Source organism: Listeria rocourtiae FSL F6-920, assembly GCF_000525975.1.
Classification (GTDB): domain Bacteria; phylum Bacillota; class Bacilli; order Lactobacillales; family Listeriaceae; genus Listeria_A; species Listeria_A rocourtiae.
This window is the reverse complement of record NZ_AODK01000006.1, coordinates 245,215-268,394: the sequence shown is the minus strand read 5'-3', so window position 1 is coordinate 268,394 and position 23,180 is coordinate 245,215. Positions and strand designations below refer to the sequence as shown.

Annotated in this window: 21 protein-coding genes, 6 pseudogenes and 1 riboswitch; of the genes and pseudogenes, 11 read left to right on the top strand and 16 right to left on the bottom strand. The window is 39.1% G+C overall.

What is annotated here, in order from left to right; all coding sequences use genetic code 11:
- Positions 1–12: 12 nt before the first annotated feature.
- The 13 genes and pseudogenes from ahrC to PROCOU_RS03315 all read right to left on the bottom strand — a co-directional run bounded on the left by ahrC (position 13) and on the right by PROCOU_RS03315 (position 11,703).
- Positions 13–462: a transcriptional regulator AhrC/ArgR gene (ahrC, locus tag PROCOU_RS03375; protein WP_036069612.1), complete on the bottom strand. Its 450-nt coding sequence runs from the start codon at positions 460–462 to the stop codon at positions 13–15.
- 197 nt (positions 463–659) lie between these two features.
- The gene (locus tag PROCOU_RS03370) at positions 660–1,475 is read right to left on the bottom strand and encodes a TlyA family RNA methyltransferase (protein WP_036069610.1); all 816 of its coding nucleotides are present in this window, start codon (positions 1,473–1,475) and stop codon (positions 660–662) included.
- Positions 1,476–1,477: 2 nt separating this feature from the next.
- Positions 1,478–3,372 (bottom strand): annotated as a pseudogene (dxs, locus tag PROCOU_RS03365) (1-deoxy-D-xylulose-5-phosphate synthase).
- Between the two features lie 185 nt (positions 3,373–3,557).
- A pseudogene (locus tag PROCOU_RS03360) lies at positions 3,558–4,437 on the bottom strand (polyprenyl synthetase family protein).
- Entirely contained in the window at positions 4,437–4,637 is a 201-nt protein-coding gene (gene xseB / locus PROCOU_RS03355; protein ID WP_036069608.1) for an exodeoxyribonuclease VII small subunit, read from the bottom strand. Before xseB ends, PROCOU_RS03360 begins: the two are co-directional and overlap by 1 nt.
- A gap of 36 nt (positions 4,638–4,673) precedes the next feature.
- Positions 4,674–6,014: an exodeoxyribonuclease VII large subunit gene (gene xseA / locus PROCOU_RS03350; RefSeq protein ID WP_036069606.1), complete on the bottom strand. Its 1,341-nt coding sequence runs from the start codon at positions 6,012–6,014 to the stop codon at positions 4,674–4,676.
- 155 nt (positions 6,015–6,169) lie between these two features.
- Entirely contained in the window at positions 6,170–7,036 is an 867-nt protein-coding gene (gene folD, locus PROCOU_RS03345; protein ID WP_036069605.1) for a bifunctional methylenetetrahydrofolate dehydrogenase/methenyltetrahydrofolate cyclohydrolase FolD, read from the bottom strand.
- Positions 7,037–7,160: 124 nt separating this feature from the next.
- Positions 7,161–7,553, bottom strand: a complete 393-nt coding sequence (gene nusB / locus PROCOU_RS03340) for a transcription antitermination factor NusB (protein ID WP_036069604.1) — start codon at positions 7,551–7,553, stop codon at positions 7,161–7,163.
- Positions 7,554–7,590: 37 nt separating this feature from the next.
- Positions 7,591–8,007, bottom strand: coding sequence for an Asp23/Gls24 family envelope stress response protein (locus tag PROCOU_RS03335; RefSeq protein WP_051994165.1), 417 nt, complete (start codon positions 8,005–8,007; stop codon positions 7,591–7,593).
- A pseudogene (gene accC / locus PROCOU_RS03330) lies at positions 8,004–9,361 on the bottom strand (acetyl-CoA carboxylase biotin carboxylase subunit). The gene PROCOU_RS03335 and the pseudogene accC overlap by 4 nt, the downstream one beginning before the upstream one ends.
- A gap of 12 nt (positions 9,362–9,373) precedes the next feature.
- A complete protein-coding gene (accB, locus tag PROCOU_RS03325) occupies positions 9,374–9,835 on the bottom strand; it encodes an acetyl-CoA carboxylase biotin carboxyl carrier protein (RefSeq protein WP_036069602.1) in 462 nt (153 codons plus the stop codon).
- Positions 9,836–9,999: 164 nt separating this feature from the next.
- A pseudogene (gene efp, locus PROCOU_RS03320) lies at positions 10,000–10,568 on the bottom strand (elongation factor P).
- A gap of 72 nt (positions 10,569–10,640) precedes the next feature.
- Positions 10,641–11,703, bottom strand: a pseudogene (locus tag PROCOU_RS03315) (M24 family metallopeptidase).
- Positions 11,704–11,925: 222 nt separating this feature from the next.
- Here PROCOU_RS03315 and PROCOU_RS03310 point away from each other — a divergent pair.
- The 3 genes from PROCOU_RS03310 to PROCOU_RS03295 all read left to right on the top strand — a co-directional run bounded on the left by PROCOU_RS03310 (position 11,926) and on the right by PROCOU_RS03295 (position 14,255).
- On the top strand, positions 11,926–12,831 hold the full coding sequence (locus PROCOU_RS03310; protein ID WP_077913311.1) for a DUF1385 domain-containing protein: 906 nt from the start codon (positions 11,926–11,928) through the stop codon (positions 12,829–12,831).
- Between the two features lie 339 nt (positions 12,832–13,170).
- Complete coding sequence (locus PROCOU_RS03300; protein ID WP_036069664.1) at positions 13,171–13,554, top strand: rhodanese-like domain-containing protein; 384 nt, start codon at positions 13,171–13,173, stop codon at positions 13,552–13,554.
- Positions 13,555–13,613: 59 nt separating this feature from the next.
- Positions 13,614–14,255 carry a pentapeptide repeat-containing protein gene (locus PROCOU_RS03295; RefSeq protein ID WP_036069600.1) on the top strand — a complete coding sequence of 214 codons (642 nt, stop codon included), beginning with the start codon at positions 13,614–13,616 and terminating at the stop codon, positions 14,253–14,255.
- Positions 14,256–14,297: 42 nt separating this feature from the next.
- Here PROCOU_RS03295 and gcvPB read toward each other — a convergent pair whose 3' ends face one another.
- The 3 genes and pseudogenes from gcvPB to gcvT form a co-directional block, all read right to left on the bottom strand.
- A complete protein-coding gene (gcvPB, locus tag PROCOU_RS03290) occupies positions 14,298–15,782 on the bottom strand; it encodes an aminomethyl-transferring glycine dehydrogenase subunit GcvPB (RefSeq protein ID WP_036069599.1) in 1,485 nt (494 codons plus the stop codon).
- Positions 15,779–17,078 (bottom strand): annotated as a pseudogene (gene gcvPA / locus PROCOU_RS03285) (aminomethyl-transferring glycine dehydrogenase subunit GcvPA). Before gcvPA ends, gcvPB begins: the two are co-directional and overlap by 4 nt.
- Positions 17,079–17,144: 66 nt before the next feature.
- On the bottom strand, positions 17,145–18,233 hold the full coding sequence (gene gcvT, locus PROCOU_RS03280) for a glycine cleavage system aminomethyltransferase GcvT (RefSeq protein ID WP_036069598.1): 1,089 nt from the start codon (positions 18,231–18,233) through the stop codon (positions 17,145–17,147).
- 95 nt (positions 18,234–18,328) lie between these two features.
- Positions 18,329–18,421, bottom strand: a riboswitch (glycine riboswitch).
- Between the two features lie 359 nt (positions 18,422–18,780).
- Between gcvT and comGA the strand changes: the two genes are divergently transcribed.
- Genes comGA through PROCOU_RS03240 form a run of 8 tightly spaced genes read left to right on the top strand, consistent with a single transcriptional unit; the run spans position 18,781 to position 23,180 of the window.
- Positions 18,781–19,797, top strand: coding sequence for a competence type IV pilus ATPase ComGA (gene comGA / locus PROCOU_RS03275; protein WP_036069596.1), 1,017 nt, complete (start codon positions 18,781–18,783; stop codon positions 19,795–19,797).
- On the top strand, positions 19,778–20,809 hold the full coding sequence (gene comGB / locus PROCOU_RS03270) for a competence type IV pilus assembly protein ComGB (RefSeq protein ID WP_036069594.1): 1,032 nt from the start codon (positions 19,778–19,780) through the stop codon (positions 20,807–20,809). Before comGA ends, comGB begins: the two co-directional genes overlap by 20 nt.
- A gap of 25 nt (positions 20,810–20,834) precedes the next feature.
- A complete protein-coding gene (gene comGC / locus PROCOU_RS03265; protein WP_036069593.1) occupies positions 20,835–21,155 on the top strand; it encodes a competence type IV pilus major pilin ComGC in 321 nt (106 codons plus the stop codon).
- A complete protein-coding gene (gene comGD / locus PROCOU_RS03260; RefSeq protein WP_036069592.1) occupies positions 21,152–21,577 on the top strand; it encodes a competence type IV pilus minor pilin ComGD in 426 nt (141 codons plus the stop codon). The genes comGC and comGD overlap by 4 nt, the downstream gene beginning before the upstream one ends.
- Entirely contained in the window at positions 21,567–21,866 is a 300-nt protein-coding gene (comGE, locus tag PROCOU_RS17685) for a competence type IV pilus minor pilin ComGE (protein ID WP_036069591.1), read from the top strand. Before comGD ends, comGE begins: the two co-directional genes overlap by 11 nt.
- Positions 21,853–22,287 (top strand): competence type IV pilus minor pilin ComGF, encoded by a 435-nt coding sequence (gene comGF, locus PROCOU_RS03250; protein WP_159101181.1) that lies wholly within the window; start codon positions 21,853–21,855, stop codon positions 22,285–22,287. Before comGE ends, comGF begins: the two co-directional genes overlap by 14 nt.
- A gap of 1 nt (position 22,288) precedes the next feature.
- Positions 22,289–22,645, top strand: a complete 357-nt coding sequence (locus PROCOU_RS03245; RefSeq protein ID WP_036069590.1) for a hypothetical protein — start codon at positions 22,289–22,291, stop codon at positions 22,643–22,645.
- A 25-nt stretch (positions 22,646–22,670) separates the two neighbouring features.
- A complete protein-coding gene (locus PROCOU_RS03240) occupies positions 22,671–23,180 on the top strand; it encodes a shikimate kinase (RefSeq protein ID WP_133620222.1) in 510 nt (169 codons plus the stop codon).

Below are 23,180 nucleotides of genomic sequence, written 5' to 3'. Positions count from 1 at the left end.
GTTCACCTCAATTTAGAGCATCTCGATCAAGCGCTCTGATAATACTTTCGCGTCGGATTCACTTCGGCAAATAATCAAACAGGTATCATCTCCACACAAAGAGCCAACTTTTTCTTCCCAGTTCAAATTATCAATTAATGCTCCGATAGCATTGGCATTGCCCGGCATTACTTTTAAAATAAGCATGAACTGCACGGTTTCAACACTAATAAAAGCATCTACAAGTGATCGTTTCAACTTCTGATGTGGATTGAAGCGATTATCGGCAGGGAGGCTGTACTTATAATTGCCAGTTTGTGTCGGGACCTTCACAAGATGTAACTCTTTAATATCGCGGGAAATAGTGGCTTGGGTGACTTTGACATCTCTTTTTAGTAATAACTCAACAAGATCTTCTTGTGTCTCAATTTCATTTGACGTTACGAGTTCTCTAATAATAATATGACGATGACCTTTATTCATTAATCTCTCACCTCACGAACTTTTTTCTCTCTTACATCTTAGCCCAAAACGAGCGTAAAGTCACGGATTTAACTTGAAAAATGTTTCTAAAAACTCGTATGCATGTGAAAAAGGCCAAATAAGGGGATAAAAATACATAAAAGTGGCTTAAAATATAAAAACCGAGCTATCTTAAAAAGACAACTCGGCATGTATAATTATTCTAGTTCCGTATGTGCTTTTGTCACGATATCCGCCAAATCAGTCGCAGATAAATGATTTTTCGCCTTGTTATCCCATTTTAGATGCGCGATAAACTCGATGTTTCCTTCGCCACCAGTAATTGGAGAAAAATCTACCGCTAGCAAAGAATAACCTTCTGCTAACGCAAAATTCGTGATTTTCTTCAATACTTCCAAATGTATTTTCGGGTCACGGATAATCCCTTTTTTACCAACTTGTTCTTTACCCGCTTCAAATTGTGGTTTTATCAAGGTCATCACTTCACCGTCACTGACTAACACTGTTTTCAAGACGGGTAAAATTAACTGTAACGAAATGAATGAAACGTCAATTGTTGCGAAATCCGCTAAACCTTGCTCAAAATCAGCTGGGGTTACATATCTAAAATTCGTGCGTTCCATCACGGTAACACGAGCATCGTTGCGCAATTTCCAAGCGAGCTGGTTATAACCGACATCGAGTGCGTAGGAATGTTTAGCACCGTTCTGTAATGCACAATCCGTAAATCCGCCTGTTGAAGAGCCGATATCGAGTAGCAATTTATCTGCCACATCTAAATCAAATACTTCTAGCGCCTTCTCAAGCTTCAAGCCACCACGACTCACATATGGCATCACTTTTCCCTTCACTTGAAATACCGATTTTACAGGGAATTTCTCACCAGGTTTATCCACGCGTTCTTCTTTTAAATAGACCAAACCAGCCATCACAGACCGCTTCGCTTTTTCGCGTGTTTCAAATAAACCTTGCTCTACTAATAATACATCTACACGTTCTTTTTTTATCGCCATCTCTACGCCCTTATCTGTTTTTCTGGTAATATTTTTTGAATCGTATTTAAAATGCCAAGTGCTGAAATTCCATGCTCTGCCAAAATCATTTCCACGGAGCCATGACTAATAAAAGTATCCGGAAGCCCGATTCTACGAATAACTGCTTGATCATAGCCATGTTCCTCTGCAAACTCAAGCACCGCTGTACCAAAACCGCCTTTTAAAAGTGACTCCTCAACAGTAATAATTGGAATTTCTCGTTTCATCAAATCATGGAGCATCGCCTTGTCTAGTGGTTTAATGAAGCGTGCATTGATAACACCTGCTTGAATGCCTTGTCGCTTTAACTCCATTACTGCTTCGACAGCCATCGGAATGGTGGTTCCAAACGTGACAATCGCTACATCAACAGGGGTGCTAAGCATTTCCCACGAACCAATTGGCACAGCTTTCATCTCGGTATCAATGTTAACACCAAGCCCATTTCCACGAGGGTAACGAATTGCAATTGGTCCAGCATCGTAATCATATGCCGTCTTTACAAGATGTCTCGCCTCATTCTCATCTTTTGGCATCATAATTGTCATGTTTGGAATGCCACGCAAGAAGCCAATATCAAAAATTCCTTGATGCGTCTCACCATCAGCACCAACTAAACCGGCACGGTCAATGCCAATTATTACATTCAGTTCTTGTCGACAAATATCATGAACGACTTGATCATAAGCGCGTTGTAAAAACGTCGAATAAATGGCTAAAAAAGGTTTCATGTGAAGTGCAGCAAGTCCAGCTGCCATTGTTGTTGCATGTTGCTCAGCAATCCCAACATCAAAAAAACGGTCTGGAAAAGCTGTAGCGAATTTTTCTAATTTTGAGCCAACAGGCATCGCTGGCGTTATAGCGACCACACGTTCATCTGTTTGTGCAAGTTCCAAGACTGCCTCGCTAATCACAGCGCTCCAAGCAGGAGGCCCGCCAACAGGTTTGATGAAATCGCCTGTCTCAATTTTGTAAGGGCCAGTTCCATGCCAATTGCCAATACGATCAGATTCCGCAGGCTGATACCCTTTTCCTTTCGTCGTTACAACATGCATCAAAACAGGACCTTTCACTTTTTTAGCGAATTCCATATTTGTAATCAAATCATTGTAATCGTGTCCATTAACGGGGCCGAGATACGTATAGCCCATTTCTTCAAAAAAACGTACCTTGAACGAGTAGATATTTAATACTATCTTTAATACGCTCTGCAGCACCAGCAATCTTATCACCAGCTGTTGGGATTTTTTTTCATTGCGGCTTCAATATCTTTTTTAGCTCGTTTAAATTTGCCAGATGTGCGTAACTTTCCTAAAACATTATGCATCGCTCCAACATTAGGTGCAATCGACATATTGTTATCATTTAAAACCACTATTACGTTCTTTCTCATATCACCAATATGATTTAAAGCTTCAAGTGCCATACCGCCAGTTAATGCTCCATCGCCAATTATTGGCAAAACATGGTATTTTTCTTTACGAATATCTCGTGCAATCGCCATTCCAGCAGCTGCAGATAACGAAGTAGAACTATGACCAGTCTCCCAAACATCATGTTCTGATTCTTTACGCTTTGGAAAGCCATCTAATCCGTCATGCTGCCGTAATGTATCGAATCTATTTGCTCTACCAGTTAAAATCTTGTGTACGTAGGTTTGGTGCCCGACATCCCATAAAAACTTATCTTCTGGGCTATTAAAACAATGGTGTAGTGCTATTGTAAGCTCCACAACGCCAAGGTTCGGTCCAATATGTCCACCCGTTTTGGAAGTCGATTGAATTAGGAATTCGCGAATATCGGCACTGAGCGCTTCCATCTGCGCCACGTCCAGGTCTTTTACGAACGCAGGATTCTTAATTTCCAATAAATCCAAACAAAACAACTCACTTTCTAGGATTTCTCCATCAATATCAGTTGGCCCACGCATGCTCGCGCTACCATAAATGTTGCCATTGGTCTCATTATAAACCAGTTTCGCGGATTTTACTATAGAAATGAAAAAAAAGCACACCTTAGAAAAGGGCGCACTCTCTCAAAAACATATACAAATCTTTATTATTAAAAATCACGAACAGCTATTAAATCCGTTAAACCAAGTAATAAACTAGCATCGATGTTCATTGTATGGAGCGCTTTTTTTGCTGAATTTGTATGTTCAGCTAAGGCTTGTTTGGCCCCTTCCAGTGATAGTAATGCAGGATACGTACTTTTTTTGTAAATCAGCATCCGCCCCCGTTTTTTTGCCCATTTTTTCAGCATCACCAATGACATCTAGAATATCGTCGCAGATTTGAAAAGCGATGCCGATATGATGCGCAAATTTTTCCAATGCTAGTCGGTCGGCATCAGAAGCCTCTGCAATAATTGCCCCGCTAAGTACGGAAGCACTGAGAAGCGCCCCCGTTTTTCGCCGATGAATAGACTCTAAATCAGCGAGCGATAACGTTTGGTTTTCCCCGAGAATATCTGCTTGTTGTCCACCTACCATGCCACTTGCACCAGCACTTTTGGCAAAAAGTTGTATAAGATTTACTCTCACAGGCGTGGATAATTTTGTGTCACTCACAATCAGTTCAAAAGCTTTTGTAAGTAGCGCATCCCCAGCCAAAATAGCAGTAGCCTCGCCATAAACCTTGTGATTGGTCAGTTTACCACGTCTGAAATCATCATTATCCATCGCAGGCAAATCATCATGAATCAGACTATATGTATGAATCATTTCCATCGCTGCTGCCGTTCGGTATCCCAACTTCGGCTCGCAATCAAAAGCAATAAGTGTTGCTAAAACTAATAACGGACGAATTCGCTTGCCACCGGCTTCTAAAGAATACATCATGGACTGTTCCAACTTTTGATCAGATTCAGTTGCAATAATGGCTTGTTTCATACAATTTTCGATTTCTTGCTTATAATGTTGCATAAATTGATCAAATGTCATTATTTTTTACCTTCTTCTACCTGAAATGGTTCTTCCTCATCTGCTTCTGTGACTACTTTTGCTAGCTTATCTTCTGCTGCGGCCAATTTTTCTTGGCATAATTTAGTCAATTCAATACCGCGTTGATACATATCTAGTGAATCCTCTAAGGAAACATTACCTTCTTCTAACATTTGGACGATGCTCTCTAACTCTTTCATCGCGTCTTCGTAACTAATTTTTTTTCGTTGCCATGCTCATGTGCCCCCCTTTTCTGTTATTTTTGCCCGAATTTTCCCGTCTGCCATTGTGATTCCAATTTCATCACCAATAGTTACACTTGCACTCGATGCTAAAATTTCATCATCTTTGTAAACTACACTATAACCACGTTTTAGTAAACCGAGCGGGCTCAAAAGCTCCAATGCCTCAACTTTTTGCAAAAAATCGCGTCTCTTCATGATGATAAGTTGCTTCATCTGCTGTGTCAAATCTTTACTCACATTCGCTAAAAACTGCTGCTGTTGCATTATTTCGCGATCTAGGCCAGTGTGCGTTAAGCGAAAGGTCAACTGTTCGAAAGCATGCTGATTCAAAATAAGATGCTGTTTTAAACCACGTTCTAAACGCTCGATAAAATAATCCGTACGTTCTTGATATTGCTCGATTTGTCGCTTCGGTCCATGCATTAATAAGCGCTCTTGTTGACGTAAAATATTCTGCTTAGAAACATCGACCCGTTGTTTCATTGCTTGAATCAAACGGAAGCGACGCTCTGCAAGGCGTTCTAGTAAATCACGGTAATCTGGAACTGCTAATTCTGCTGCGGCTGTTGGGGTAGCAGCTCGAACATCTGCCACGTAATCTGTCAACGTTGTATCTGTCTCATGGCCAACAGCAGAAATAATAGGGATATCCGAATCGGCCACCGCACGAACGACTATTTCCTCATTAAATGCCCATAAATCCTCGATAGAACCACCACCACGCCCAATAATCAGTACATCAATATCGTTGCGAAAATTGGCACGTTCAATATTGCGAACGATATTTGGCGCTGCTGTATCTCCTTGAACAATTGTAGGAAATAGTAAGATCTCCGTTGATGGCATGCGACGCTTTATTGTTGTAATCATATCTCGAATTGCCGCTCCCGTTTTTGAAGTTACAATCCCGACTTTGGCAGGAAAAGAAGGAAGCGCCCGTTTGCGATTTTGCGCAAAAAGCCCTTCCAATTCTAGCTGTTTCTTTAACTGCTCCAATTTGATATAAAGACTACCAATCCCATCCGGTTCCATCCACTCTGCGTAAAGTTGATAGCGCCCGCCTTTACTGAACACACTGACACGCCCCGTAAGTAGAATCTGCATCCCATCTTCTGGTTTGAAACCTAGTTTTGCTGCTGATTTTTGGAACATAACGCAACGTAGCTCTGCGCCTTCATCTTTCAGCGTAAAATACATATGGCCGCTGATTGGCTGCTTAAAATTCGAAATTTCTCCTTTTACATAGATGTTCTTTAAGTAAGGATCTACTTCAAATTTCTTCTCAATATATTTTGTTAATGCCTCAACACTGAGGTATTTATCTTGTTCCATTGTACACACACCTTATCTTAAAAGAAAAATTATGCAGCAAAGCGACAAATACTTGTTGATGGATTGCTTTAAGTCTATGGATTACAATCTTAAGAAAAGCATCCTCTTTTTTATCTAGGGTAAAAGTACTTGTCGTCTAGCTACTTCATATCGTTCTATTTTGTTTGGAGTTGTGTGTCCCAAATACGCTTGGCTGCTTTTAGTGTATTAGCAAGTAGCATGGTGATTGTCATCGGACCAACGCCTCCTGGGACAGGTGTTATAAAGCCTGCTGTATCTTTTACATCGTCAAAATCGACATCGCCACATAGTTTATTGTTTTCATCGCGATCCATACCAACGTCAATAACTACCGCACCTGGTTTGATAGCATCTTTCTTAATGAATTTGGCTAGACCTGTTGCTACCACTAGAATATCCGCAGTGCGCGCAACTGCTGGTAAGTCTTTTGTGCGACTATGTGCGATAGTTACTGTTGCATTTTCTTGCAATAAGAGTTGAGCTACTGGTTTTCCAACAATGTTGCTACGACCGATAACCACTGCTTGTTTACCTTCAATAGAAACACCAGTCGATTTAATTAACTCGATAATACCTGCTGGTGTGCATGGAACAAAGGCCTCTTTACCAACATAGAGATTCCCAACGTTTATTGGGTGGAAGCCATCAACATCTTTTTCTGGAATAATCGTATCTATCACTTTATCCTCCGAAATATGTTTTGGTAATGGTAATTGCACTAAAATACCATGGATTGCTACATCATTATTTAGATTTTCTACAGTTTCTAGTAATTTTGCTTCTGAAATATCTTCTGGTAGTTCAATTAAAACAGACTTCATGCCGGCTTCTTCTGTGCGCTTTTGTTTATTCCTTACATATGTACGGCTAGCCTGATTATCACCTACAAGCACAACCGCAAGTCCTGGTTGTAAATTTTGCTTTGCAAGTTCGGCTACCTCACTTGTTACATTTTCTTGAATCTTTTTCGCCAGTTGTTTACCATCAATAATTTGTCCCATCAAAAAAGCCCCCTTAAAATTTATCTGAAACCTGTTTCGGGAGATATGAAACCTTCCGAAACAGGAAACATCACTCATTCGGTCGAAATTTTTGTGAATTAAACATGACACTGTACAAGATTAATTATTCTATCACATCGTCTTTTGCGATATTAGCTAATACGCCGTTTATAAACTTACTTGATTTTTCATCGCTGAAAATTTTGGCGATTTCAAGTGACTCGTTCAAGCTTACTCGGTCTGGAATATCTTCACAATATACCATTTCGAATACGCTCACTCGCAGAATAGCAAGGTCCACTTTGTTTAATCGATCCATACTCCAATTATCCAAGTTTTCGGCAATTAATTCGTCAATTGCTGTCTTATTGGCAACGACGCCCTCCACTAATTTATCAACATAGGCATCGCTTTGGTTTTCCATCACGTTGGCTATCGCTTGATCCAAATGCATCTCATTGAGCTCCATTTGAAACAATATTTGAAGAGCCTTCTCTCGCGCTTCTCGTCTTTTCATTAAAAGCTCTACTCCTTAGTTTCCGTGTTACCACGTTTTAAATTTCTAATTCATCAAATGACAGTGTTTCTTGTCGCTCAAATTGAACGCCGACAATGTGGATGTTCACTTCGGTGACTTCGAGGCCTGTCATGTTCAGAATGGTTTCGCGGATGCTATCTTGAATGTTCTGTGCTAAAAGAGGAATTGTTGCTCCAAATTGTATATAGCAGTAAACATCAATGATAATCCCCTCTTCAGTAAGATCGATTTTAACACCTTTGCTATGGTTTACTGCACCACCAAGTCTTTCACGCATTTCATTTGTGAAGGAACCTTGCATACCTGCCACATTTTCAACCTCAGCTGCTGCCAGCCCTGCAATTACGCCAATAACTTCTGGTGCGATTTCGATTTTACCAAGTGTTTCCTCGTTTTTTATTTTTTCGTTAGTGCCATGATTATCTCTCCTCACGATAGATTCATTACATCATACTTTTCAAGGAATTTTGTATTGAAGTCTCCTGATTGGAAAACTTCGTGATCTAAAACGCGTAAATGGAATGGAATTGTTGTTGGAATCCCTTCTACAGCAAATTCGCCTAGTGCGCGTTTCATTGTAGCAATTGCTTCATCACGCGTTTCACCGTAACAAATTACTTTTGCCACCATGGAATCGTAATATGGGGGGATTTTATAGTTTGGATAGGCTGCTGAATCAATACGAACGCCATTTCCACCTGGTGGGAGGTAAAACTTAATTTCTCCTGGCGCTGGCATGAAATTCTTTTCTGGATTTTCGGCATTGATACGGCATTCAATAGCCCAACCTGTTAATTTAACGTCCTCTTGCTTGATTGTCAAATGTTCTCCTGAAGCCACTAGAATTTGTTGTTTAACAATATCAATTCCTGTAATCCATTCGGTTACGGGATGCTCCACTTGAACGCGCGTATTCATTTCCATGAAATAAAACGTTTTTTTCGTGTGGAACATAAATAAATTCGATGGTTCCAGCACCAGAATATTTCACGGCTTTCGCAGCTTTTACGGCTGCTTTCCCCATTTTTTGACGCATTTTCTCGTCTAGAGCTGGGGACGGTGCTTCTTCAATCAACTTTTGTAGGCGTCTTTGAATGGAGCAATCGCGTTCTCCTAAGTGGATTGCATTACCATAATTATCAGCCATTATTTGAATCTCAACATGGCGGAAATCTTGAATAAATTTCTCGATGTACACGCCAGAATCACCGAATGCTGCCTCAGCTTCTTGTTGTGTGATTTGCAGGCCAGAAACAAGCTTTTCTTCATCTTCTGCTATACGAATTCCTTTACCACCACCACCAGCTGTTGCTTTAATGATGACCGGGTAACCGATTTTTTTTAGCTAACTTTTTGGCCTCTTCAACATCTTTAATAATTCCTGTAGAACCTGGAACAACGGGTACTCCGGCTTTTTTCATCGTTTCGCGGGCAACATCTTTCGTTCCCATTTGAGAAATGGCATCCGCGCTTGGTCCGATGAAAATGATATTGCAATCTTGACAAAGCTCAGCAAAATCTGCATTCTCTGCTAGGAAACCGTATCCTGGATGAATCGCATCACAATTCGTTAGAACAGCAACGCTAATTATATTGGACATGTTGAGATAACTTTCTTTTGAAGGTGCAGGTCCGACGCAATACGCTTCGTCTGCCAGTTGAATATGTAAACTCTCAGCGTCTGCTTCTGAATAGATGGCAACCGTTTCAATGTTCATCTCTTTTGCGGCGCGGATGATACGAACAGCGATTTCCCCGCGATTCGCTATCAATATTTTTTTTATCATGATTATTACCCCTTATTTCTTTCTAACTTTAAATAGTGGCTGACCGAATTCAACTAGTTCTCCATTAGAAGCAAGAATTTCAACAATTTCGCCAGTCACGTCTGCATCAACATCATTTAGTAACTTCATCGCTTCAATGATTGCGACAACTGTTTTTTCATGAACCATCGCGCCAACCTCCACAAATGCAGGGCTTTCTGGGTTTGGAGAACTATAAAATGTTCCGACCATTGGTGAAGTAATAACATGCAAGTCTTCTGTTGATGTGGTTGGTGTTGCGGTAACTTCTGTTGTTTCTAATTGAGGCGCTGGAAGAACAGCTTGTACTGTTGGTGCTGAAACGACTGGAGATGTTACATGCTCGCCTCCCTTTTTCATCTTTATTTTTCCTTTTTCTGTTTCGTATTCGAATTCAGTCAGTGAAGACTCATCTACTAATTTCACAAGTTGTTTCATCTCGCTAATTGATAACATTATTTATAACACTCCTCAATATTAATCTATACATGATATATAAGTTCAAATGCATTCGTCACGCATCCTAATTATTGTACCATACTTTTCATAGAAACTCGTAGTTTAACGCCGTTTTTTTGCAAAAAAATAGCCCAGAGCTGACTGGACTATCTTGTTCAATATTATTGGGCACGCGAAACGTATGATCCGCCTTCAGTTGTATTGACAACGAGTGTATCGTCCACATTGACGAAGAGTGGAACGTTGACAACAAGACCAGTTTCTAGTGTTGCAGGCTTAGATCCACCGGAAGATGTGTCACCTCTGATTCCTGGATCTGTAGCAACAACTTTTAACTCAACTGTATTTGGTAAATCAACACCTAATGTTTCTCCTTGATACATAATGATTTGAACTTCCATATTTTCACGCAAAAATTTCAATTCGTATTCGATTTGTTTTTCTGGAAGCTCAATTTGATCGTATGTTTCTGTATTCATGAAAACGTGTTGGTCACCACTTGCATATAAATATTGCATTTTGTTGTTGTCAATTTGCGCCTTGGCTACTTTTTCACCACCACGGAACGTTTTTTTTTTTCTTGAATAGCGCCAGTACGTAAGTTACGCAATTTTGAACGAACGAACGCAGCACCTTTTCCTGGCTTTACATGTTGGAAATCTAGCACGCGCCAGATACCATTATCTACTTCGATTGTTAAACCTGTTTTAAAATCATTTACTGAAATCATCTTTGTATCCTCCTACTTCAAAGTTGGGTTCATCCTTACTTATTTAACCACAAAACGAGTCATTATACAATTCTATAAAATAATTAGTTCCTTTGAAGAATGTGTTAAAACTTCATTTCCCGTTTCGGTAATTAAAATATCATCTTCAATCCTTACGCCACCAATGCCTGGAAGATAAATACCTGGTTCATCAGTTACAACATTCCCTGGCACGAGAATATTAGGGCTTTTCATCGAAAGATTAGGACCTTCATGGATTTCCAAACCAATACCGTGCCCTAGCGAATGCCCAAATGCGTCACCATAACCTTTAGACGCAATGTAATCACGAGCAATTGCATCTGCATCAATGCCTGTCATTCCTGGTTTTAGCGAGTCAATGACTTTAAGTTGTGCTTCTAATGTCACAGCGTAAATTTCTTTTAACTGAGCACTAGGTTCTCCAATTGCAATCGTCCGCGTCATATCAGAGCAATAACCGTTATAGTAACAACCATAATCCATCGTTACAAAGTCGCCTACTTCAATAATTTTGTCCGATGCAACACCATGTGGTAAGGCAGAACGGAGCCCTGAAGCTACAATCGTATCAAAAGAGGAACCAGACGCCCCATTTCTGCGCATGAAAAATTCTAGTTCATTGGATACTTCTAATTCTGTTAAACCTGGCTTTATAAAAGTCAAAATGTGCGTAAATGCAGCATCTGCAATTTCACAAGCCGCTCTAATTGCAGAAAGCTCAGACGCTGTCTTCACTTTGCGCATATCTTCAAGAAGATCGCTAAATGGTTCTAATTTTGCTGAGAAAAAGCTTTGCATCAACTTGTGCTCGGCTACTGTCACATATGTTTCCTCAAAATAAAGCGTTTGAAGACCTAATTCAGCAATGATGCCTTGAACTTCTTCAAAAAATTGGCCCTTTATTTTGACGTATTTCAAAGCCAGTTGCTTGTTTTGCCGCTTGCTCTGTGTAACGGAAATCCGTGATGAAAAAAGCATTGTTTGGCGTGATAAGCGCGATGCCAGTCGTTCCAGTGAAGTCCGCTACATAGCGACGGTTGTAGTAGCTCGTCACTAACACAGCTTCCATCTTCCTATCTGTTAATGTTGCTTGAATTTTTGCTAATTTAGTCATTCCACGATTCCTCCTATATCTTTCGTTATGTAATGTTTATTTTCGCTCGAATACAGCTATTCTAACACAAATGATGCGAAATAACTTTTTTTATGCGTTATAACTATACGAAATCATCAAATTAGCGTAGAATAACAGTTGTATACTAAATAAGGCTGGTGAAAGATTTTGAGTGAACAGACAAAAGGAATATATGGCGGTCAAGCCGTAGTTGAGGGCGTAATGTTTGGAGGCCATAGAGAGACTGTTACTGCTATCCGAAGAAAAGATGGCACGATTGAATACTTCTATTTAACAAAGAACCCTCCCGGTTGGGTGCAGACACTAAAACGAATTCCTTTTATTCGAGGCATTGTTGCTTTAATTGAATCAAGTGCAATCGGTTCTAAACACTTAACTTTTGCGACAGATCGCTACGATGAGGATCCGCTTGACGAACAGGAGAATCAAAAAATCGAGAAAAAGGAATCGAAACTTGCAATGTGGCTTGGCGTTGCAGTTGTTGGTGTTCTTTCCTTCATCTTCGCAAAATTTGTTATGACACTTATTCCTGTTTTTATCGCAAACCTATTTCGCCCTGTCGTATCTGGGGATATGGGGCAAATTATGCTAGAAACATTATTTAAATTGATACTTTTGCTTGGATATATCTTTACTGTTTCGCAAACCCCAATTATCAAGCGCGTATTCCAATATCATGGCGCAGAGCACAAAGTTATCAATTGTTACGAAGCAGATTTAGAGCTTACTGTCGCTAATGTTCAAAGCAGATCACGGCTCCACTATCGTTGTGGCTCTAGTTTTATACTGTTCACCGTGATTGTTGGTATGTTTATTTATATGCTCGTACCTACAGATCCGCTTTGGGTTCGCGTTGTTAACCGGATTTTACTCATTCCAGTTGTACTAGGTGTAGCATTTGAAGTTTTACAATTAACGAATAAATGCCGAAATATCCCAATTTTGAAATATCTTGGCGTTCCTGGTCTTTGGCTACAACTTTTAACGACTAAAGAGCCGCAAGATGATCAAGTAGAAGTAGCTATCGCATCATTTAATGAATTGCATCGGGTAGAACAGGATAAAAACGAAGAAGCACTACCCGAAAATCTAGAATTACTAGAATGAGGTGAAAAATATGCGTAAATTCCCTATTTGGTTTTATATTTTAGCTATTTTTGCCGTGATTGGCATTTTTTTCGTAGGTTTCAAAAGTATCATTAGTAGTCTCGTTGTCTCCATCATCCTGGTCCTCCTCATTTGGCTACTCTTTCGTTTTTTGGGAAACCGTCCAAAAAAAGGCGACAAATACCAAAGCGCGGTTAAACAATCGCAGAAATTACGTGCTCAAAAGCGACCACAAACAAAAAAAACGAAAAACTTCCTTGAAAGTCATTGATGGAAAGAAAAAATAAGTTATAATGGTAAGTGGAGATAAAGAAAAGAAAGGGGTATATCAGCTTGAATATTGACTGGAGTTGGGTTTTAGCAATTGCTATTTTGCTCGTATTGCTAGGCTATGAAGTGTATCAATATATAATGCGTAAGAAAGCGTTAACCATTTTAACAGAGGAAGAATTCAAAAAAGACTTCCGGAAAGCACAATTAATCGACGTTCGTGAGCCGAAAGAATTCGATGCTGGACACATTTTAGGAGCAAGAAACATTCCGATGTCCCAAATGAAAGCTCGTAAAGCAGAGATTCGTCAAGATTTGCCCGTTTACTTGTATTGCCAAGGCGCACAGCGAAGTAACCGTGCTGCAATAATGCTTTACAAAGCAGGATACAACAACGTATTCCAGCTAAAAGGCGGTTACAAAAGATGGACAGGCAAAACCAAATCAAAATAAGAATAAGCCACTGAGCTCAGATATCGCTTAGTGGTTTTTTCTAAGGAGGCGCTTTTACTATGTCAAAAAAAATACAAACACCTAAGATACCGGTACATTTGGAAACACTGGACTCAAATTGGTTGTCTGAAGAAGTGTATCTTCGTGAAGTTTTAATAGAAGATCGTGAATTCAATTTTGATCCAATGGAGCGAATTGTTCTCGATCAAGTGATTTTGCGAAACGTGAACTTTGTGACGCTAGAATTCCCTAATATTGAGCTAACAGATGTTATTTTTGAGAAATGTAATCTGTCAAATGTTATCTTTAATTCGGCTATTATCCACCGTTGTCAGTTCATCGACTGTAAGCTTACCGGCGCTGATTTCTCGGATTCACTCATACATAATACCCTTTTTCAAGATTGCGTGATGACGATGAGTTCGCTCGGTTTCTCGAAATTCAAGCATGTAGAATGGCGCGACTGTTCGCTTTTAAATACAGATTTTTATGAGAGTGAACTGAAACACTCCGAAATCATCAATTGTAAGTTGAATGAGGCTAACTTTTCGAATGTTCTGATGGAAAGCATTGATCTTAGCGTAAACCATTTTGATGGTATAACAGTTTCGCTGGATAAATTACGAGGTTGCCGCGTAACTTCTGAACAAGCGCTTAGTTTCGCCAGAGCTCTCGGCGTTGTCATCACTGAGGATGAATAGAAAGCCGTGTTTCCCAATCTTCAGCGGGAAACACGGCTTTTTTCATGTTGTTACTTCATCTTCTATCTTCTCTTGATAACGTAAAACGGGCTTTCTTGCTGCTTGTGTTTCGTCTAAACGCTTGACATATGTGTTGTAAGGCGCTTCTTGTACAATTTCAGGGTTATCTTCCGCCTCTTTTGCGATTTTAAGCATAACATCGATAAATCCGTCTAATGTCTCTTTTGACTCGGTTTCTGTCGGCTCAATCATGATTGCTTCCTCCACAATTAATGGGAAATATACAGTTGGTGGATGGAAGTTGTGATCCAATAGACGTTTAGCGATATCTAATGTACGAACACCTAGCTGTTTTTGACGTTTTCCAGAAAGGACAAATTCATGTTTACAAACTTGATTAAACGGCAAATCATAGGCTTCTTCTAAGCGACGCATCATGTAATTCGCATTTAATACCGCATATTCCGTCACTTTTTTCAGACCATCTGGCCCCATCGTACGAATATACGTATAAGCACGAACATTGATACCGAAGTTTCCATAATAAGGTTTTACACGACCGATAGACTGTGGATAGTTATAATCAAATGTATATTTATTCTCTTTTTTCGTTAAAACCGGTGTTGGTAAAAACGGAATCAAGTCCTTCTTAACGCCGATTGGTCCAGAACCAGGCCCTCCACCGCCATGAGGACCAGTGAATGTTTTGTGCAAATTCAAATGCACAGCATCAAAGCCCATATCACCAGGACGAACTTTCGCCATGATAGCATTCAAGTTGGCGCCGTCATAATACAATTTTCCACCCGCTTTATGCACGATATCCGCCATTTCAACAATATCTGCTTCAAAAAGCCCTAGTGTGTTTGGATTTGTTAACATAAGAGCCGCTGTATCATCACCAACAACACTTTTTAGGTCATCGATGTCTACAAGTCCTTTTTCATTGGATTTAACTGTAATGATATCAAAACCAGCCACAGAAGCCGACGCAGGATTGGTACCATGCGCAGAGTCAGGAATGATTACCTTCGTCCGGTGGTGATCACCATTTGCTTCATGAAAAGCGCGAATTAACATTAATGCTGTCCACTCACCATGGGCACCAGCTGCAGGCTGTAATGTCACTTCATCCATGCCGGTGATTTCTACTAAGCTTTCTTGAAGATCGTATAACAGTTCCATAGCGCCCTGCACTGATTCTTCTGGTTGATAGGGGTGAATATTAGCGAAACCGGGGAAACGCGCAACTTTTTCGTTAGTTTTCGGATTATATTTCATTGTACAAGAACCAAGCGGATAAAAGCCGGAATCCACGCCGAAATTATGGTTGGATAATGTTGTATAGTGACGCATTAATTCCAATTCGCTTAATTCTGGTAAAGCTGGGGGCGTTTCACGGACATAAGTGGCACCAAATAAACTCTCTAAATCGATTTCCGGCACATCTCGTTCTGGCAAACTATATCCAACTCGCCCTGGAACGGATCTTTCAAATACTAATGGCATTGTTTCGCTGTTATTCATTTTGCCCCCTCCAAACTTGTGACAAGCGTCTCGATTTCTTCTTTTGTACGCATTTCAGTCACTGCAACAAGCATGTGATTGGCGTACTTCTCTTCGTAGTTTCCTAAATCATATCCGCCGATAATCCCCTGATCCAGCAAACCTAGGTTCACTTCTTTAATAGGTTTCGACAACTTGACGACAAATTCATTGAAGAAAGCATCGCCAGAAACAACATTGAAGCCTTTTTCTTGGAATGTTTTCTTCGCGAAATGAGATTTATCAATGTTTTGTTTTGCCATTTCTGTGAGACCTTGTTTCCCGAGTGCACTCATTGCAACTGATGAAGCAAGCGCGTTTAGAGCCTGATTGGAGCAGATGTTAGATGTTGCTTTATCACGCCGAATATGTTGCTCCCGCGCCTGTAGTGTCAGCACATAGCCACGTTTTCCATTTTCATCTACAGTCTCTCCAACAAGACGTCCCGGAACTTTACGAGTCAATTTCGATGTAACTGCAAAATAACCACAGTGCGGACCTCCGAATGCCTCAGAAATTCCGAATACTTGTGTGTCACCAACGACGATATCGGCACCAAACTGTCCCGGTGGCGTTAAAGCTCCTAAAGCAAGCGGGTTGCTGGAAACAACAAAAAGCGCTTTATTATCATGTGCTAACGGTGCGATTTCTTGTAGCACCTCTACTTGACCGTAAAAGTTTGGATACTGAACAATAACCGCTGCCACCGTATCATCTATTTGTGACTCTAAAGCAGTTAAGTCTGTTACGCCATTCTTTTCATCAATTTCTACGACATCAATATGCTGCCCTTTTGCATATGTTTTAACAACATTTCGCGATTCTGGATGGACTGCTTTTGAGATCAAGATTTTTTTTGCGTTTTGTGTGGGCACTTGCAAGCATAGCTGCTTCGGCAAGAGAGGTTCCACCGTCATACATGGAAGAGTTCGCTAAATCCATACCAGTAATTTCGGCAATCATCGTTTGAAATTCAAAGATGGCTTGTAATTCCCCTTGCGAAATCTCTGGTTGATAAGGCGTGTAAGCAGTGTAAAATTCCGATCGAGAAATCACACTATCCACTACGGTTGGAATGTAATGATTATAAACGCCAGCTCCTAAAAAGGAGGCATATTCCACCGAATCCGCATTTTTTCCAGCTAATTTAGCCAGCTCTTTCAAAAGTGCTGGCTCTGATTTTGCCGGCTTCAAGTTATACTCACGGTTGAAACGAATCGACTCAGGTATATCTGTAAAAAGTTCATCAATAGAAGAAACGCCGATAGTATCCAACATATCCTTCTCGTCTTGCTCAGTCATTGGTAAAAAACGATGTTTGGCCATAATTTTATATCCTCCTCATTATTTCACACGTTTATAAAATGGGGTTTGAACAACTTTTGCTTTGAGTTTCTTATTACGAACTTCGACTTCAACCTCCGTATCAAGCGCCGTAAAAGCAATATCAATAAGTGCCAGCCCTAAATTCTTTCCAAGCGTTGGAGATTGAGTCCCGCTTGTTACAACTCCAATCTCCTGATTCCCAGCAAAAACTTTATAGTCATGTCTTGGTATCCCGCGATCAATTAACTCAATACCAACAGATTTACGTGTTAATCCAGCTTCTTTTTGCTCTATTAAAGCTTGTTTCCCAATAAAATCAGGCTCTTTTTGCAATTTTACCGCAAAACCAACACCTGCCTCAAGCGGAGAAATATCTTTTGTCAACTCCTGACCATATAGAGCTAAATTTGCTTCAAATCGCAAAGTATCTCGTGCACCAAGTCCGATTGGCAAGACATCTTTTTCTAAAATTGCCTCCCAAACACGTGGTGTATCAGCAGCTTTCGTATAGATTTCAAAACCATCTTCACCAGTGTAACCAGATCTTGAAATAAGCGCTGGAACGCCTGCAATTTCGACATTATCAACAAAGCCGAAGAATGTAAGAGAAGTTAAATTAGCCTCTGTCAGCGTTGCTAGAATATCTTGCGCGTTAGGTCCCTGTAAAGCTAATTGTCCATACTCTGCCGATACATTGGACACAGTAACCCCATCCGGAGCATGCTCTGCCAGCCATTCAAAGTCCTTCTGCGTATTTGATGCATTTACCACAAGAAGATAATCTTCATCAGCTCTCATATAAACAACCAAATCATCGACTACGCCACCTGATTCATAACACATAATATTATATTGCGCTTTCCCAATTTTTAATTTTGAAATATCGTTGGATAGTATATTCTGCAAAAATGCCAGGCTTTCTGGCCCATGTACCGCAACTTCCCCCATATGAGACACATCAAACAGCCCAGCATTTGTTCTTACAGCTTCATGCTCGGCTTTTATTCCTGAAAATTGCACAGGTAAATCCCATCCACCAAAATCAATTGTTTTTGCACCATACTTTTCATATAAAGGAAAAATAGGCGTTTTCTTTAAATCTGTCATGTGAATCCTCCTCTTTTTTTGCATACTAAAAGGACTTACTCGTTAAAATAAGTCTCTGTCGTACTCCAAAATTAAGGAATATGCCTCCAGAGTTGCGTCCCATAAACATCCTTTTGCCTGAGAGTTTCACATTCATATGCTTTCCCCGTCGGCGCCGCAAAATTTGCAGTCTCTCTGTCTATTTTCATCCGCTCTTTTATGTATTAGTTGCCTTTTCTATATGTTACCACGAGAACCTATCGTTCGGCAAATAATTAAATTTAAGAAGCTGAGTTTATTTTTTTTTAGTTTATCGTTCGGAATGAAAGGGCTTTATCGATAATCCATGTTTATATTATACGTATGTGAATAAATAAACAAACAAGAAGTTACAAAATATTTTTTTACCCCTAACTCCAAAGTTTATATACTTCTTTTTACTTATGAGATACTTTTTTTACGTCATTTTCCCACTTAAAAATCACAAAGTCATTTTTGCTTATGGAGAGGAATTTTATGAAGTCACGGCGAATACATTTAGCATAGACAAAAATAAGGAGTTTACGATATGATTCAGAATTTAGCCAACACTCTCTTAAACCAAGCAATCCTTCTCACAGCAAGCGATATACATCTCATACCAACTGAAAACCGTTACCGTATTCTTATGCGCATCAACGGGAGCCTGCAGTTCTTTACATTAATGTCCCTTGATAATGGAGAACGACTTTTAGCTCATCTAAAATATCGCGGATTTATGGATATAAGCGAAACAAGAAGGCCTCAAAGCGGCTCTTTTCAAACTACAATTCATGGATGCAAAATATCTGTCCGACTCGCCACTATTTCAAACTTCCGTTTTATCGAAAGCATGGTGATTCGTGTATTTCCAGAACAAGAAATACAGCCGTTTCAAAAAAGCAGCGTTTTCCGACAAATAACGAAACATATTCTGAAACTCGCAAAAAGCCAATCAGGCCTGTTACTGTTCTCAGGAGCAACAGGCAGCGGAAAAACATCAAGCATGTATAGCTTAGCCCATTCGCTAAATCTAAAATACCCTTTACAAATTATCACTATCGAAGACCCAGTTGAGCAACTTATGCCAACTTTTTTACAAGTACAAATAAATGAGAAGGCTGGCCTAGATTATGCAGATATTATCCGCGCTACACTTCGGCATGATCCAGATATTTTAATTGTTGGCGAGATTAGGGATACACACACAGCTAAGATGGTTATCCGAAGTGCATTAACAGGGCATCTTGTTCTCAGCACAGTCCATGCAGACAGCCCTTATGGTGTTCTATCACGTTTGCTTGAGCTTGGTGTAGATAAAGAAGAATTACGGCAATGTCTCATTGGTATTTCTTACCAACGATTGAAACATCTCTATTGTCTATTTTGCAATCAAAAATGCTATCCGCTGTGTAACCATCTGGTGCACAAAAGAACAGCGCTTTATGAATTTATAGAAAAACAGCAAATTAGTAAGTTCCTCACGACTACTATAGAGGCAGACATACCAAACAATATAGGTGAGCAATTTAAGAAAGGAGTCTGTTATGGCTTTTTCCCTTCGTAATAACTGGCGCGCTGATGGTGAGTTTCTCATACGTCTTGCTGATTTGTTAAGTAAAGGGTTCACCATGGAAGAAGCAATCTCTTTTCTCTCAATTACAGCGCCAAAAGATGCCCTCAGAAATGAAAAAATAATTGAAGTACTATCGTCAGGTGCTCCTTTTAGCGAAGCACTATCACAAGCTAATTTCCCAAGCTTTGTTTGTACCCAGCTACACTATGCAAGTAAGCATGGTTACTTTAGCGAAACCGTCCAAGAAACAGGTGACCACTTGATACGAAAAGCGGAACAACAAAAGGCATTACGTAAGGTTTTCCAATACCCTCTCATTCTTTTTATGACTGTAATTGTCGTATTTTTTCTCTTACGAATTTTCCTACTTCCTAAATTTGACACGCTATTTAGCCAATTAAAACATGGTGAAAATCAAACAACCAATTTCACCTATTTTATTTTAGAAAAATTACCGCTTATTTTTCTTGCATTTCTAGGATTTGTATTCATCATATGCACTTTTTTTCTAACAAAACAAAGAAAAAAGAATTCCTATGAGCGCGCGCAACTCTACTGTGCTTTGCCAGTTTTAAAAAAATTCATGCGCCTGCATTATTCTCAATTATTTGCCCGTGAATGTGGTTATTTATTAAAAAGCGGCCTATCTATCAATGATATGGTTCAAGTGTTTGCACTCCCCGATTCTCCTAGCTTGTTCAAACATATCAGTGAATTTGTTGAAAAAGCATTTTCTGATGGAACATTATTCACTAAATCGCTCGCTACCTTCACTATTTTCGAACCTGAGATGATTTATATTGTCCAACATGGTGAGAAAAACGGCCAATTAGCTGAAGAGCTCTTATTTTACTACAAGCTTTGTCATCAAAAGTCTGAAGAAAAAATAGAAAAAATATTTAGTTTTATACAACCTGCCGTTTTTATGATAATTGGCATACTTATTGTATCCATCTATTTATCCATTCTTTTTCCGATGTTCTCGATGGTGAACTCCATCTGAATAATAAAAATTAGGAGTGATTTCAATGTTAAAGAATTTCAATTGGAAAGACGAATCTGGGTTTACGTTGGTAGAAATGTTAATAGTCCTACTAGTAGTTAGTGTACTACTTCTACTGACCATACCTAATATTGTGAAACAAAGTAAATCTATCAACGACAAAGGATGCGACGCTTTTATAACTATGGTTCAAGGACAAGCTCAGGCATACCAACTAGAAAACAACAAAGTCCCTTCTCTACAAGATCTCTTGGCTGGTGGATACCTTAAAGGAGAACAAAAGAAATGTCCTAATGGAAAAGATGTGCAGATTGATAGTAGCGGAAAGGTGACAGAAGTTCGTTGAAGCAGAATGGATTTACTTTAATGGAAATGCTTCTGGTCCTCACTATCAGTTTTATTATTTTAAGTATCAGTATTTTTCCAGCAGGCAATCTAATGACTCACCTGTTAGAAAAACAAAGCTTGGATCAACTTAAGATAGATATAATGTATTTACAAGGAGAATCCATAACAAAAAATCAAAAAACTATGCTTCTATTGAATGGGAACAGTAATTCCTATTCAGGAAAATCAGATACATTAACACTAGAAAGGACCTTTACGCCGACACTTCGTTTCCAAGGGAAAAATAACCAAATATTCCGATTTTATCCACCCTTTGGGAATATCAGTAAGTTCAAAACAATTATTATCGAAGGACAGAATAAAAAATATGCGCTTATCTTTCAAATTGGAAAAGGGAGGTTTCGCATTGATGAGATCTAATGGCTTTTCTATGCTAGAATCACTTTTCGCTATCAGCCTACTTTCGCTGCTTGTCCTGTCATTACTACCAATGATGATGCAAATTAAGCAAAATTTACATTGGCAAAATCAAAAGACAATAGCACACCAACTACTATCAGAAGAAAGTTCATTTCATTTAAACAATAACTTTTCGTCAACCTACGATACCACAATTAAAAACCAAGAGTATCGAATCTCTTATAATCAGGAGGTGAAGCAACTTTGCGCTGTGTATGCTAAAGAAAACATTTGTTATGATATCAAATAAACAGGGATTCACCTTGCTAGAATCCCTGTTTTCTCTACTAATCGTTATTATTATAGCTTCTTTTATCCCACTTCTCTTCCAAAACTACGCATCTGTATTAAAAGTAATAGATATTGATAAAAATTATGAATGGCAACTTTTCATAAATCACACACGAAAAGAACTAAATACTGGCACACAAATAACCGTAACAGATCATAAAATTACTTTCTTTTCTCAATCTAAGTTAGTGACCTACGAAAACTATAGGAATTTAACACGTCGCTCTATTAATAATAAAGGCCATGAACCGATTTTAACAAATGTAAAACAAGACAGATGGTCTAAGAGATCTAATGAGGAGCTTTTGTACGAAGTCAAATTTGAAGATGGAACCGAACTATCTGCTCGTTTTCATATTCATTCAGAGAGGATTAAATAGCATGTACCAAAATGGATTTACCTATATTTTATGTCTTTATGTTACTTTAATTGGTATCATCACAATAGTTGGAGCTACTAACATCTATGTCTCCAAACTACAAATGGAAAAACAATTACAAAATCATTATCTGGCCACCACTCTAACTAACCTATCTATATCAAATAATATTTCTCGAATCAAGGCCGAACAAAAAACATTTACAGAAAAGCACAATAGCGCTGTTTTATGGTATAATTGGGCAGGTAGTACAGAAGATGATATTAGATATGAAACCTTCATCGAATTGAGTAATGGCTACACGCTTAAGCAAAATGTTTTTTGGGATATTAAATTACAAAAATTCGCATTCTACTAAATTAAATAACTTAAGGAGGACTTGTATGAATCAAATTGTGCTAACAGGATTTATGGGAGCTGGGAAATCGACAGTTGGGAAAATACTTGCTCAGGAATTAGTATTGCCACTCATTGATATCGATACAGAGATAGAAGTCAAACATCAAACATCAATTACAGAAATTTTTGCGAATTTGGGTGAATCTGTATTCCGAAACATAGAACATCAAATGCTGGTCAGCGCTTTGTCACGAGATGCAATTATATCAACTGGAGGAGGTATTATTTTATCCAAGGATAATCGAATACAGCTAGGAACTGCGAATTTTGTTGTCTACTTAAAAACAAGTCCCTCTACTTTTCTTAACCGATTAAAAGGAGATACAACGCGCCCACTCATTCAAGAAAAAAGCAAAGAAGAAATCACCGCTTTATTTGAGTCCCGAACAGAACTATATGAAGAAGTAGCTGACTTGATTTTAGAAACAGATAATTTAACACCTGTGGAGGTTGCAAAAATAATAAAACAAGATTTTCAAAAAAGAAGGGAGTAA

Bases quoted from the DNA above. Each gene is read 5' to 3' on its own strand.
- ahrC (WP_036069612.1), bottom strand. From the start codon at position 462: ATGAATAAAGGTCATCGTCATATTATTATTAGAGAACTCGTAACGTCA.
- PROCOU_RS03370 (WP_036069610.1), bottom strand. From the start codon at position 1,475: ATGGCGATAAAAAAAGAACGTGTAGATGTATTATTAGTAGAGCAAGGT.
- xseB (WP_036069608.1), bottom strand. From the start codon at position 4,637: ATGAAAGAGTTAGAGAGCATCGTCCAAATGTTAGAAGAAGGTAATGTT.
- xseA (WP_036069606.1), bottom strand. From the start codon at position 6,014: ATGGAACAAGATAAATACCTCAGTGTTGAGGCATTAACAAAATATATT.
- folD (WP_036069605.1), bottom strand. From the start codon at position 7,036: ATGGGACAAATTATTGATGGTAAACAACTGGCGAAAAAGATTCAAGAA.
- nusB (WP_036069604.1), bottom strand. From the start codon at position 7,553: ATGAAAAGACGAGAAGCGCGAGAGAAGGCTCTTCAAATATTGTTTCAA.
- accB (WP_036069602.1), bottom strand. From the start codon at position 9,835: ATGTTATCAATTAGCGAGATGAAACAACTTGTGAAATTAGTAGATGAG.
- PROCOU_RS03310 (WP_077913311.1), top strand. From the start codon at position 11,926: ATGTTTGGAGGCCATAGAGAGACTGTTACTGCTATCCGAAGAAAAGAT.
- PROCOU_RS03295 (WP_036069600.1), top strand. From the start codon at position 13,614: ATGTCAAAAAAAATACAAACACCTAAGATACCGGTACATTTGGAAACA.
- gcvPB (WP_036069599.1), bottom strand. From the start codon at position 15,782: ATGAATAACAGCGAAACAATGCCATTAGTATTTGAAAGATCCGTTCCA.
- gcvT (WP_036069598.1), bottom strand. From the start codon at position 18,233: ATGACAGATTTAAAGAAAACGCCTATTTTTCCTTTATATGAAAAGTAT.
- comGA (WP_036069596.1), top strand. From the start codon at position 18,781: ATGATTCAGAATTTAGCCAACACTCTCTTAAACCAAGCAATCCTTCTC.
- comGB (WP_036069594.1), top strand. From the start codon at position 19,778: ATGGCTTTTTCCCTTCGTAATAACTGGCGCGCTGATGGTGAGTTTCTC.
- comGC (WP_036069593.1), top strand. From the start codon at position 20,835: ATGTTAAAGAATTTCAATTGGAAAGACGAATCTGGGTTTACGTTGGTA.
- comGE (WP_036069591.1), top strand. From the start codon at position 21,567: ATGAGATCTAATGGCTTTTCTATGCTAGAATCACTTTTCGCTATCAGC.
- comGF (WP_159101181.1), top strand. From the start codon at position 21,853: ATGATATCAAATAAACAGGGATTCACCTTGCTAGAATCCCTGTTTTCT.
- PROCOU_RS03245 (WP_036069590.1), top strand. From the start codon at position 22,289: ATGTACCAAAATGGATTTACCTATATTTTATGTCTTTATGTTACTTTA.
- PROCOU_RS03240 (WP_133620222.1), top strand. From the start codon at position 22,671: ATGAATCAAATTGTGCTAACAGGATTTATGGGAGCTGGGAAATCGACA.